Raw genomic sequence first — 12,622 nt, 5'->3', positions numbered from 1 at the left:
CGACGCTTGTGCCGCTGATAAGCAGCTAAATATTGATCAATCGTCTTACCGCCATCTAAGAAGCGATAAACGCGGTAAATTGTTTCTTGGCTACGTTGAAGTAGCTTAGCAGTTTGATAGGCTTTAGTACCTTGACGCCAAAAATCAGCTATGAGAGTCAGTTCGCGTGTGGTAAGATGATGATAGGTCATTTGTGATATCCTTTGCTTTTGTTTGTGGTTATTCAAAAGTCTATCACAGATGGCTTTTTTATGTTTCTAACTTAATTTTACAAACCGGGTTTCTAAAAACGACTCACCCGCAGAGAAATTTCTGCGATGAGTCGTTTTAAATTGTTCAGAATCACGAGCGAACTTTTTAATCAGCTGTCGAAGTATTCTCTTTGTACTGCTCCTTGATCACCTTCATCATCACATCTCCATAACGCTTCAATTTTACTTGGCCGACACCATTAACCGCCAGGAAATCGTCTGCCGTCTGAGGCTTGAGCCGTGCCATCTCATGCAGGGCACGGTCAGAAAAGACAACGAATGGCGGAACCTTCTGCTCGCTTGCCAATTCTCGTCGCTTCAAGCGCAATGCCTGGAACAATTCGGCTTCTTCTGGGGTCTCCTCGATCTGAGTGGCTTTCTTTTGTGATCGTGGTTCAACCCGTCGGCTAACCTGGGCCATACCTGCCAGCACCTGTCGGCCCTTTTGACTAACCTTAACGATCGGATACTGACCACCATCCATTTCCAAAAAACCAGTAGCAACTAAATAATCCAACAGACTGCCGGCCGCGGCTTGAGAATACTTTTCCAGGCCATCGAAGTATTCTAATTCATCGGCCCCCAATTGTTTGATCCGCTGATCGTGGGAACCCGTCGCCACCTTAACCACCAATGACTTGCCGAAGCGGCCATGAAGTTCATCAACGACCGCGATCAATACCTTGGCCGCTACCGTTACGTCCTCCACCTCCCGTGAGTCGGTACAATTGCTGCAGTGCCCACAAGATTCGCATTCCTGGCCAAAGTACTCAACGATCTGCTGCTGAAGGCACTGCGGCGTGTTGGCATAATCCGTCACCGCCTGCAGTTTCTTGTACTGAACTTCGCGGTATTCGTCGTCGGCCGTCGACTGATCGATGAAACGCCGGTACTGCTGAATATCATTGGCATGGTAATACATGATTGCCTCACTCGGCAGGCCGTCCCGCCCAGCCCGGCCTGCTTCCTGATAGTACGACTCCAAATTTTTCGCACTGGTGGCGTGCAGGACGAAGCGGACATTACTCTTATCAATCCCCATTCCAAAAGCATTGGTGGCTACGATCACCGGAATTCGATCATATTGAAAATCGTCCTGGACCCGTGTCCGGTCCTCATTGGTCATTCCCGCATGGTACATCGCGACGTTAAACCCCCGTTCGGCGAGGTACTTAGTCAACGATTCAACCCGTTTACGAGTATTAGCATAGATAATTCCAGCTTCACCTTGATGATCTTTTAGATAGGCGGCAATTACTTGCCGGGTACTAGTCAGGGGATGGACGACCCGGAAACTAATGTTGGGCCGGGTGAAGCTGGTAATCACGAAATTCTGCTGCGGAATGCTGAGCTGGGTACCAATATCCTCCTGCACCCGCGGCGTGGCGGTCGCCGTCAGGGCAAGCGCAACCGGGTGCGAAGGTAGTTTGGTCACCGCTGCATTTAGCTGACGGTAGGCCGGACGAAAATCATGTCCCCACTGGGAAATGCAATGGGCCTCATCGATTGCCACCAGACTGATGTTAATAAAACTCAATTGATATTGAAAATAGTCCATCGCCAGTCGCTCAGGCGTCACATAAAGCAGCTTGGTTTCACCATTGTAGGCACTGCGGAGGAGCGGATTAACTTCTTCACGTGGGGTCGTGCTATTAAGGGCCCCAGCGCGAATCCCATTTTGACGCAGGGCGTCTACTTGATCCTTCATCAATGAGATCAACGGTGATACCACGATCGTCACTCCGGAACTAATCAGAGCCGGGATTTGGTAGCAAAGCGATTTCCCACCACCAGTTGGCATTACCGCCAAGGTATTCTGACCCGCTAGTACCTGATCAATTACCCGCTCCTGTCCTGGCCGAAAGTGTTCGAAGCCAAAATGTTTCTGCAATACTGCTAGTGGACAATTAGTCATAACACATTACCCCTCTATTTTTGCTCTCACTAATTATATACGTTAAATCTCCCCAGTTGCATTTTTAAAATTCAAAAAGGACCAGTCAAAGCTGACCAGTCCCCATTGGTTAGTGTTTAATTTGACTGTGCCGGATGGTAGGTGTGCAGGCGTTGCGAGCTGACATCGATCTCGTCCGGGTTGCCTTCCCGACCCGGCTTCATCTCTACAATTCCCAGTTTAATTGCCCCAACCGGACACACTAGGGCACAGAGCTGGCAACCGACACACTTGCTCTTGTCAAAGGTCGGCAGACGTTTCTCATCATCCCAGCCAAGGGCCTGGTGAGCCCCATCCTGACAGGAAATGAAGCACCGCCCACAACCAATGCACTTGTCCCAATCGATCTCTGGGTAAACCTTGTAGTTCCGGTTGAGCTTGTTCGTAGCAATGATGTTCTTGTTAGCCAGTCCAACCAGATCGGATAAGTGGTCGACCCCCTGTTCTTCCATGTAGTGCATCAGGCCGTTCTTCATGTCTTCAACGATCCGGTAACCGTATTGCATGATCGCGGTCGTGACCTGGAGCGTTGTTGCTCCCATCAGAATAAACTCGGCGGCATCCTCCCAGGTTTCAATTCCCCCGATCCCGGAGATTGGCAGCTGCTCCAGCCCGGATGCAGACCGCAACTGTTGGAGAAAGCGCAAAGCAATTGGCTTAACGCCCTTTCCAGACAGGCCGGAGACAGAGGACTTGCCATCGATGTTCGGCAGGCCAACGTGCTTGTCGAGATCAACGTTGGCTACTGACTTCACGGTGTTGATCAGGGAGAAGCCGTCTGCGCCCCCTTCAAGGCAAGCCTTGACGACTGGCACCATCGTGGTAATATTGGGCGTCATCTTAGCCATCAACGGCAAGCTACTGCCTTTCTTGACCGCAATGCAGTCTTGCTTACACAGCTCGGGGTTAGTCCCGACGTCCGAACCCATCTTGTGCGAGGTCATCTGTGGACAGGAGAGGTTCATCTCAATCATGTCCGCGCCGGCCTCCTCAACCTTTTTAGCCAGGTAGGTCCATTCCTCATCGTTCTCACCCATGATTGAGGCAATCAGAACCTTGTTTGGGTACTCGGTCTTCAGCCGTTTCATGTCCGCCAGGTCCTGTGCCAGGGTGTGCTCAGACAGCTGCTCCATGTTCTTGAAGGCCACGAACGGCGTGTCCTCCTTGGTCAGCTCGTCAAACCGCGGCGAAACCTCATCAATGACGAAACGATCAGTCGAGATGGTCTTGTAGACGATCCCGCCCCAGCCAGCATCAAAGGCTCGCGCACACATTTCGTAACAATTGCCGACGGGTGACGACGACAGGCAGAATGGGTTCTCAAAATGAACCCCTAAAAAGTCAACGGATAGGTCTTTATTAATCATTATTCTGGCCCCCTAATACACGATCGATTTCTTCAGCGACTTCTTTTCCTTTTTGAACAGCGAATACCACGGTCTTATCGCCATCAACGATGTCCCCGGCAGCGAAGACTTGCGGGTCCTTGGTGTGATAACGCGCATCTCTGAATGGAATCTCGTTGTGCTGAATGTCGATGTCTAGTCCGGTAGCGTCAACCTTTTGACCAACCGCTAGAATAATCTTGTCGGTGGTAATTGTTAATTCACCGTTAATCTTCCGGTGCTTGAAGGTAACCCGATTTTGGTGGACTTCCTGTGGTGCATAGCCGTCAATGATCGTTACGCCGGCCGCCTGTGCTCCGGCCAGTTCCTTTTTAGAGGCCTTGAATTCGGCAAACTCTTCGTAAACCACATCGGTGACATGAGGGACGCCCAGTTTCTTCAGCGTCGTGACCACATCCATCGCCACGTCACCGCCGCCAATGACCAGGACGTTATCGGGTACGTCAATCTTGCCCTGATTTTCCTTGGCCCGTGATAAGAAAGAAATCGCGGATTCGGTGCAAATATTGTGTTCAAACATCGGAATCGTCTTGGCGGCACTGGCACCGATGGCCACGATGACAGCGTCGTGCTCCTGCTTCAGCTGGTCCATTGTAACGTCCGTGCCCACTGCAACATTGTAGTGAATCTTAGCACCAAGGTTAACGATCCGTTGAACTTCGTAGTCGACGATTGCTTCCGGCAGACGATACTCCGGAATCCCGTAAGTTAAATAGCCCCCAGCCTTAGCCTGCTTCTCGTAGATGTCAACTGCGTAACCCTTTTGCCGCAAGGTCGTGGCGGCTTGCAGTCCAGCCGGGCCGCTGCCGATGATTGCCACGCTCATCCCGTTGTCTTTGCCGGGATGCAGGATTTGCATATTCTCCTTGCGCTCCATATCGGTGACGTAGCGCTGAATTCCGCCGATGTCAATCGGGCCGTCGATCTTCGCCCGCGTGCAGGCACTCTCGCAGTAACGCTCCGTCGGGCAAACCCGAGCACAAATCGCACCGAGGGTATTATTTTCCCGAATGGTCTCTGCCGCCCCCTTGACGTTGCGGAAGCGAACGCTGCGGATAAATTTGGCCGGGTTGGTGTGGGCTGGGCAAGCCTTCGAGCACGGTGCATCTTCACAGAGCAGACAACGCGCTGCCTCCTGCATCACCGTGGACATCGTGTAGCCCTTAGGTTCCTTAGTATATTCTGAGGTCATATGGATTTCCTCCTTCAAAATTGCGGATCATATCAGCGACATTTTTTGTGATTAATATCACTTACTACAATATTAATAATACAATTTAACCGCTTTCAGTGAAATTAGGGAACTCCCTTGGTGTTCGTCACCGGTTATTATTATCGGTAATATTTTTCAATATATAATCAGAATATTCCCTTAAATTAACCATTTGGCGACCACAAGTAATACGGTATAATAAAGAAAAAGTGGTGAGGATGATTGAAGTGCAAAAGATATTGATTGCGGATGACCAGCCGATCGTTCGTCTGGGGTTAACAACTTTGATTGACGGCCTGGTGGATTTTCAGGTTGCAGATCAGGTTGCTGACAGTGCTGATGCCTGCATGCGGCTAGGCCAAGGCGACATTGATGTTGTGATCATGGGACTGACGCTACCGCCGGGAGAAAACGGCCTTGTTACCATTCAGCGCATCCATGACCTTTTCCCCGCAGTCCGGATAATGATTCTCTCCCGTCACGAGGAGCAGGAGGTAGTTAACCGTGCCCTCCACAACGGTGCCCTTTCCTACATCTTTAAGAGTTCACCAACAAGTGAAATCGTTGCCGGCCTCACTAGTCTGGCAAGCGGGGAACTCTATCTTGACAACAATATTATGATCACTGGGGAAGACCGGCAAAAGATTCAGGCAACCACCGCCAGACCGGAATTGCAAACTTTCAGCAGCCTTTCTAAGCGGGAACGGGAGCTCTTTCCCTTCATCGCGCTCGGCTATTCAAATAAGGAAATCGCCGGCCGTCTTTTTATCTCAACAAAAACGGTCGAAGCCCACAAGGCAAAGATCATGCATAAGCTCGACTTACACAATCAAGCGGAACTGATTCGCTTCGCCATTCGTCACCACTTAATTACAGTTTAAAAGCATCATCGCAGGTAAGAGAATCAAATCTCTCACCTGCGATGATGCTTTTTTAGTCATTATTAACAATTTCGTTTTCGAAGTGCTTTCTGATCGTCGCAACCTGAACTTCAACCACCCCACTGTGATTGAAACGGGCAAAAACCATTGCCTCAGTCAATAGCCGCCGAACCGCATCGATTGAGCCCCCCGCTTCAATTGCATTGTTGGCCTGCAACAATTTAATCCGCGGGAGAAAGTAGGTCACATGCTGAGCTGCACACATCCCGATCGCCTGATCCAAAACCTTATTGGAGATCGGCAAACGATGATTGAGGGCGTGGTACTCGGCCGCATAGTAAGTCATCATGATCGTCCGTAGATAACGTAAGCGCTCCGCCTTCGACCAGTCGTCGCTGGCATTTTTTTGCAGATAAGTGATCACCTTGGCGAAAAAGAAGTCAGCATGACCCATTGCTCCCTGACGTGCATAGAGGATCCCCGACCCCAGGTAAGCCAGCTGGGAAAAGATCGTCTGGTGCTCCTCGTCCAGTTCGTCCAGAATCTTTGTGAAGTTGAAGAGTGTTGCCGAAAGCTGGGCGCTGGTCAAGGCACCAATCATCCCCTGCAGGTAGTAGTACTGCATCTGGTCCTGCGGGGCCGCTAGATTCTCCGGAGCCACCTTCTTAAGTTGTCCAATGGCCTGAGGAAAGCGTTCTAGCATCAAATGCTGCTCCGCCGTATCCATCAAACGCCGTAGATAGCGCAGCGAGGAGGCATCATCTTGATTTAGCTCATCGATGGTCAGCCCCAGCCGACGGCAGAGCTGTTCCAGAATTGAAAGCGACGGGACCTTCCCGCTGTTCTCAAATTTACTCAAAGTCGATTGGGTACAGATCCCCCGACTGAGCTCAACCTGGGAATAACCCAGGCTCTTGCGCTGCCGCACAAACTTTTGAATATCCATGGTGCACTTCCTAGCCATGAATACCGAGGGCAATCTTGGCAAAACGGCTCATTCGGGAAATATCCCAGGCTGGTTCCCAGACCAGGTTGATCTTGCAGTCATCCACTCCGTCGACTGAGAGCACGGCAGACGTGATGTCCCGGTTTAAAATATCTCCCAGTGGACAACCCATTGTAGTCAGGGTCATTGTCACCGTGCACGTTCCCTGATCGTCGACGCGGACATCATAGATCAGGCCAAGATTAACCAAATCAATGCCCAGTTCGGGGTCAATGACCTTTTCCAGAGCATCCATCACCTGATTTTCAATTGCTGAGTAAGGCTGGTCCTGTCCTTCTGCCATTCTGATTCCTCCATTTCACTATTAGCCGATCGAGCCTTCCATCTCAAAGCTGATCAGACGGTTCAATTCAACCGCGTATTCCATCGGTAATTGCTTGGTAAATGGTTCCACGAAGCCCATGATGATCATCTCGGTGGCCTTCGCCTCGGAAATCCCCCGGCTCATCAGATAGTAGAGTTGTTCTTCCGAGATCTTGGAAACCTTGGCTTCGTGTTCCATTGCAACATGGGCATTGTCAATCTCGTTGTACGGAATCGTATTCGAAGACGACTGATCATCCATAATGATTGTATCACATTCGACATGGCCCTTGGAGCCAGTGGAATTCTTAGTGAAACGAACGGTCCCCCGGTAATCGGTCGAACCCCCGGTCTTGGCGATTGACTTAGAGACAATCGAACTGGAGGTATTCGGTGCATTGTGGATCATCCGGGCACCGGAATCCTGGTGAATCCCGTTGCTGGCTACGGCGATTGAAAGCATCGTCCCCCGGGCCCCTTCACCGTTCAGGTAAACACTTGGGTACTTCATTGTCACCTTGGAGCCGAGGTTCCCGTCGACCCATTCCATCGTGGCGTTCTCCGCGGCAGCAGCCCGCTTAGTTTCCAGGCTGTAGACATTGTCCGACCAGTTCTGGATCGTCGTGTAGCGGCAGTAGGCGTCCTTGGCCACGTTGACCTCAACGACGGCCGCGTGAAGGCTGTCAGAGGAGTAGTTTGGTGCCGTGCACCCTTCCACGTAGTCCACGCTGGCACCCTCATCGACAATGATCAGGGTGCGTTCAAATTGCCCAGTATTTTCGGCGTTCAACCGGAAGTAAGACTGAATTGGCGTCTTCACCTTGACGCCCTTTGGCACGTAGATGAAGGAGCCACCGGACCAAACCGCACCGTTTAGGGCCGCAAACTTGTTGTCAGCCGGCTGAACCAACTTACCGAACCACTTCTTAAAGAGATCTGGATACTTCTTCAAGGCGGTGTCGGTATCGGTAAAGATGATGCCGAGCTTTTCAAATTGGTTCTTCATGTTGTGATAAACCACTTCGGACTCATACTGGGCAGAGGCCCCAGCCAGGTACTTCCGTTCCGCTTGGGGAACCCCGAGTCGGTCAAAAGTCTTCTTCAGGTCCTCGGGCACGTCATTCCAGTCGCGAAACTTCTTATCAGTCATCTTCTGGTAATAGAGCATGTGATCGAGATCCAGTCCCGACAGATCCGGGCCAAACTTCGGCATCGGCAGTTTCTTGTAAATTCGGTAAGACTTCAGCCGATAATCAAGCATCCACTCTGGCTCATGCTTTTCGGCCGAGATTTTGCGGACAACCTCTTCGGTGAGGCCCCGCCCCGTGGAGTAGACCGGCTGGACATCGTCGTGAAAGCCGTACTCGTAATTTTCGTCGCCAACAATGCTGGCTGCTGTTTCCTTACTCATTAATCTTCCTCCTCGTTACTTTGCTTAAGAAGTGCCCGCTGCAGTGCCCACCAGGACAAGGTCGCACACTTGATCCGGGCCGGGAATTCCATGATGCTGGTCAAAATCTGGGCATCCCCCAGCTGCTGAAGATCATCATCCGAATGCTGCTTGCCAATTGCCATATCGGAAAAGGTCTTGGCCATATTGAGGGCCTGATCAACCGTCTTTCCCTTGACGGCCTCGGTCATCATGCTAGCGGAGGCTTGGCTAATGGTGCAACCCTCCCCGGTATAGGCGATGTCCTTGATCTTGCCATCGGCCACGTCCACCTGCAGGTTAATCGTGTCACCACAGGTCGGGTTGTGAAGGGTCATCGCATTGGTCGCCGTTGACAATTCCCCCTTGTTGTGGGGGTGGTTGGCGTGATCCAGAATCACTTCTCGGTATAATCCATTTAATTTAGAAAGTCCCACCGTTAAAGAACTCCTTTGTTTCCTTGATTGCTTTGATTAGTTGGTCGGCATCCTGTTTGGTGTTGTAAAAGTAGAAACTGGCCCGGGCAGTTGCCGTCAGTCCCAGCTCCTCCATCAGTGGCTGGGCACAATGGTGACCTGCCCGCACGGCCACCCCGTCCATGTCCAGGGCGGTGGCCACGTCATGCGGGTGCAGACCATCGAGATTAAAGGCGATCACCCCAGTATGGTGGCCGGGATCCTGGGGCCCGTAAACGGTCACGTAGGGCAGTTCTTCCAATTGGGGCAGAACGTAGTCGACCAGATCTTGCTCGGCCCGCTGGACATTTTCCATTCCTAATTCTTTCAAGTAATCAACCGCAGCCCCTAGGCCAACGGCGCCAGCAATGTTCTGGGTGCCGGCCTCGAATTTGAACGGGATATCCGCCCAGGTGCTTTCCTGACGGTGAACGTCACCGATCATTTCGCCCCCGTACTGGTACGGCGGCATTGCCCGCAGGAGATCGGCCTTGCCGTAAAGTACCCCGATTCCCATTGGGCTCATCATCTTATGGCCGGAGAAAGCGTAGAAATCCACGTCCAAAGCGCTCACGTCGACCGGCATGTGCGGAACGGCCTGGGCACCATCGCCAACGAGAACGGCACCGTGGGAATGAGCTAATTCGGCAAGTTCCCGCAAGGGGTTCACCACGCCGAGAACGTTGCTGGCGTGAGCCACCGCCACGATCTTGGTCTTATCAGTAATCTGACGTGCGGCGTCCTTCATGTCGAGCTCGCCGTCAGGAGTCAGCCCGATGTATTTCAGGGTCGCCCCCTTCTTAATGGCCAGTTGCTGCCAGGGGATTAGGTTGCTGTGGTGTTCCATGATCGAAATCACAATCTCATCACCGGCGTGGACGTTTTGTTCACCATAGGTCGATGCCACCAAGTTTAACCCGTCGGTGCATCCCTTAGTGAAGATGATTTCGTCCGAAGACTGGGCGTTGATGAAGTGTTGAACCTTCACCCGCGCTTGTTCATAGTCCTCCGTTGCTCGTTCTGCCAGGGTATGAACTCCACGGTGAACGTTGGCATTATCATGCTGGTAGAAATCCATGAGCTTCTGCAACACCGGAGTTGGCCGCTGGACAGTTGCGGCGTTATCCAGGTAGGCCAGCCGTTCATCGTTGACTTGCTGGTCAAGAATTGGAAAGTCGGCCCGCGCTTTATTGATATTGTTGGCCATTAGCAAGCTTCCTTTCTAGAATATCAATCATCTGCTTACGAACATCCTTGGACGGAATAGCGTTGAGCACGGCACCCAAGAAGCCCCGGATAACCATCCGTTGGGCCTGGGGACGCGGAATCCCCCGGCTCATCAGGTAGTACATCTGGTGGGGATCAACGGGGCCAACGCTGGCGGCATGGCCAGCTTCAACATCATTTTCGTCAATCAACAGGATCGGGTTAGCATCCCCACGCGCTTGTGGAGACATGATCAGCACCCGATTTTGTTGGTCGGCCTTAGAGCCGTGGGCGCCGTGAATGATCTGACCGATCCCGTTGAAGATCAGTTCAGAATCTTCCAGAATAACGCCCCGCTGGTTGATCAACCCGGTGGTGTGCTTGCCCCGGTTGGTAACCCGGTTGTTGATCCCGACCTTCTGCTCGCCGGTGGTAACAGCAATCATCTTGGAATTGGCATAGCCACCCTCGCCGAGCAATTCGGAATCCATGTCGCCAACCGTGTCGCCATCGTTCATAATACCCACCGCCCATTCGACGTGGGCATCCCTGCCGATATCCGCGCGACGCTTGAAGTAGGTATGGGAATGCTCATTCAACTCGTCTAATGAGGAGAAGTCAATCTCACTGTTTTCCTTTGCGACCAGCTCAATCATCATGTTAGCGGCGTTGTCGACATTCCCAACCGCAGAGAGGTGTTGGATAAACTTAACCTTGCTGTTGCGGTCCGCGATCACCAAAATGTGGGAAAGCAGCGGTGCAGACTGGGTATTGTCCTGGATCAGTTCCGCCTCGATCGGCTTATCGATCACCACTCCCTTGGGCACGTAAAGGAAGAGACCGGCGTTGAGGTAGGCAGCGTGATAGGCCGTCAAAAGGTTTTCTTCCGGCTTAATAGCGGACATGAAGTAGCGATCAAAAAGATCGGCATGCTCCCGCGCGGCCGTAAAAATATCAGTTAAGATTACCCCTTTTTCACGCAGCTGATCAGGGATGTGCAAGTGAATGGTGGTCTGCCCAAATTGGGTTACTTTGATCACTTCATCATCCTTGTTAGTAGCTGGCACTTGCTTTTCATCGGACCGCAGCCAGGTCAGTGGCTGGTCGCTAATTAGTGGCCAATTCTGGTAATTAAAGCGCTGCATCCGCGGCAGGCGAAGCTTTTCCATTAAATCCCGGGCCGCCAGCCGATGCTGGGTGAGCGTAGCCGGCTCCTGGTTTTCCTGGCTGGCTGCTTCGAGTTGAGCTCGCGCTTGTTCTAATTCAGTCATGAAAGTGCCCCCTAGTCTTCATCATCGACGAGTTTAATGTTCAGCCCTAATTCGTCCCGCAGGCCGGCATACCCCTCGTCTTCCAGCTTCTTAGCCAGTTCGGGGCCCCCGGTCTTGACGATCCGGCCATCCATCATGACGTGAACCGTGTCCGGCACGATGTAGTTCAGCAACCGCTGGTAGTGGGTGATGATCAAGGAACCAAAATTGTCCCCACGCATTGAGTTAACTCCCTTGGCAACAACCTTCAGGGCATCGATGTCCAGGCCGGAGTCAATTTCGTCCAGGAGGGCAAAGCTTGGTTCAATCATCAGCAACTGAAGAATTTCGTTCCGCTTCTTTTCACCACCGGAGAAGCCCTCGTTGAGGTACCGCTCAGTCATTGATTCACTCATGTCCAGCAACTTAAGATTCTTGTCCAGCTTTTTAAGAAAGTCCATTACCGAAATCTGGTCGTCTTCCGGCCGACGGGCGTTGATCGCGGCCCGCAAAAATTCGGCGTTGGTGACCCCTTGAATTTCAGCCGGGTACTGCATGGCAAGGAAGAGTCCCTTGCGCGCCCGTTCGTCTACCGGCATGTCCAGAATGCTCTCACCATTCAGCAGAATATCTCCCTGAGTGACGTGGTAACTCGGTTGGCCCATGATTGTCTGCGAAAGGGTCGACTTCCCAGTACCATTAGGACCCATGATGGCATGGATTTCACCCGTGCTCATCTTCAGGTTGACTCCCTTGAGGATCTCCTTTTCCTGCTTCTTTTCTTCGTCCTGAACTGAAACGTGTAAATCTTTAACTTCTAGCGTTGCCATCAATATTCCTCCTGGCATAATAGTCATTCCAAATATACTTATTGGAAATTAGTAAAATCAGCTATTTTATATTATAGCAAACGATCGAGAGATTAAAATAGTTTCAACAGAATTCTTAAAACCGCTTCCGCTGACGTAAATTCGCGCGTATAATACAAGATAGCATTATTTCTTTATATAATTTTGGAATATTTAATAATGTTTGTCAACAATTAAACAAAGGGGTGCTAGCATGCAGCAGGAATACATTCTTCAATCTTTTAAGGGGGTTAACGAGCCCACTATCAGCCGGCTTCACAACCTCGGCCTTTGCGTCGGTTGTCGGATGCAGGTTATTCAACGTTATCCCTTCCACGGACCGGTAATTATTGAGGCCCACCACCAGCGAATTGGCCTGCGTTACCGGGTCTTTGCTCGATTACTTGCGGAGGAATAGGC

At 51.5% G+C, this 12,622-nt stretch carries 12 protein-coding genes and 1 pseudogene; 2 read left to right on the top strand and 11 right to left on the bottom strand.

The features are described from left to right. The 4 genes and pseudogenes from OCT58_RS03410 to OCT58_RS03395 all read right to left on the bottom strand — a co-directional run. Positions 1-191 (bottom strand): annotated as a pseudogene (locus OCT58_RS03410) (IS30 family transposase); the annotation flags it as partial. Positions 192-357: 166 nt separating this feature from the next. Beyond that, positions 358-2,166 (bottom strand): DNA helicase RecQ, encoded by a 1,809-nt coding sequence (gene recQ, locus OCT58_RS03405; protein WP_267201448.1) that lies wholly within the window; start codon positions 2,164-2,166, stop codon positions 358-360. Positions 2,167-2,282: 116 nt separating this feature from the next. Beyond that, positions 2,283-3,572, bottom strand: a complete 1,290-nt coding sequence (gene preA / locus OCT58_RS03400) for an NAD-dependent dihydropyrimidine dehydrogenase subunit PreA (protein WP_267201447.1) — start codon at positions 3,570-3,572, stop codon at positions 2,283-2,285. Beyond that, entirely contained in the window at positions 3,565-4,803 is a 1,239-nt protein-coding gene (locus OCT58_RS03395) for an FAD-dependent oxidoreductase (RefSeq protein ID WP_267201446.1), read from the bottom strand. The genes preA and OCT58_RS03395 overlap by 8 nt, the downstream gene beginning before the upstream one ends. A gap of 248 nt (positions 4,804-5,051) precedes the next feature. On the opposite strand from OCT58_RS03395, the gene OCT58_RS03390 reads away from it, so the two are divergent. Beyond that, positions 5,052-5,705: a LuxR C-terminal-related transcriptional regulator gene (locus tag OCT58_RS03390; protein ID WP_267201445.1), complete on the top strand. Its 654-nt coding sequence runs from the start codon at positions 5,052-5,054 to the stop codon at positions 5,703-5,705. Between the two features lie 52 nt (positions 5,706-5,757). Here OCT58_RS03390 and OCT58_RS03385 read toward each other — a convergent pair whose 3' ends face one another. From OCT58_RS03385 to sufC, 7 genes are read right to left on the bottom strand one after another with little or no spacing between them, the layout of a single operon-like run. Further along, positions 5,758-6,651, bottom strand: coding sequence for a helix-turn-helix domain-containing protein (locus OCT58_RS03385; protein ID WP_267201443.1), 894 nt, complete (start codon positions 6,649-6,651; stop codon positions 5,758-5,760). 10 nt (positions 6,652-6,661) lie between these two features. Beyond that, positions 6,662-6,994: a metal-sulfur cluster assembly factor gene (locus OCT58_RS03380; RefSeq protein ID WP_267201442.1), complete on the bottom strand. Its 333-nt coding sequence runs from the start codon at positions 6,992-6,994 to the stop codon at positions 6,662-6,664. A gap of 21 nt (positions 6,995-7,015) precedes the next feature. After that, on the bottom strand, positions 7,016-8,425 hold the full coding sequence (sufB, locus tag OCT58_RS03375) for a Fe-S cluster assembly protein SufB (protein WP_267201441.1): 1,410 nt from the start codon (positions 8,423-8,425) through the stop codon (positions 7,016-7,018). After that, on the bottom strand, positions 8,425-8,880 hold the full coding sequence (sufU, locus tag OCT58_RS03370; RefSeq protein WP_267201440.1) for a Fe-S cluster assembly sulfur transfer protein SufU: 456 nt from the start codon (positions 8,878-8,880) through the stop codon (positions 8,425-8,427). Before sufU ends, sufB begins: the two co-directional genes overlap by 1 nt. After that, a complete protein-coding gene (locus tag OCT58_RS03365) occupies positions 8,867-10,105 on the bottom strand; it encodes a cysteine desulfurase (protein WP_267201439.1) in 1,239 nt (412 codons plus the stop codon). The genes sufU and OCT58_RS03365 overlap by 14 nt, the downstream gene beginning before the upstream one ends. Further along, entirely contained in the window at positions 10,086-11,375 is a 1,290-nt protein-coding gene (sufD, locus tag OCT58_RS03360) for a Fe-S cluster assembly protein SufD (protein ID WP_267201438.1), read from the bottom strand. Before sufD ends, OCT58_RS03365 begins: the two co-directional genes overlap by 20 nt. Before the next feature lie 11 nt (positions 11,376-11,386). Further along, complete coding sequence (gene sufC / locus OCT58_RS03355; RefSeq protein ID WP_267201437.1) at positions 11,387-12,184, bottom strand: Fe-S cluster assembly ATPase SufC; 798 nt, start codon at positions 12,182-12,184, stop codon at positions 11,387-11,389. 232 nt (positions 12,185-12,416) lie between these two features. Here sufC and OCT58_RS03350 point away from each other — a divergent pair, with 232 nt between their 5' ends. Further along, positions 12,417-12,620, top strand: coding sequence for a FeoA family protein (locus OCT58_RS03350; RefSeq protein WP_267201436.1), 204 nt, complete (start codon positions 12,417-12,419; stop codon positions 12,618-12,620). Positions 12,621-12,622: the final 2 nt, after the last annotated feature.

Source organism: Limosilactobacillus kribbianus (assembly GCF_026413145.1).
Taxonomy (GTDB): Bacteria; Bacillota; Bacilli; order Lactobacillales; family Lactobacillaceae; genus Limosilactobacillus; species Limosilactobacillus kribbianus.
Note: the sequence above shows the minus strand (reverse complement) of the source record. Positions and strands in the feature narration are given on the sequence as shown.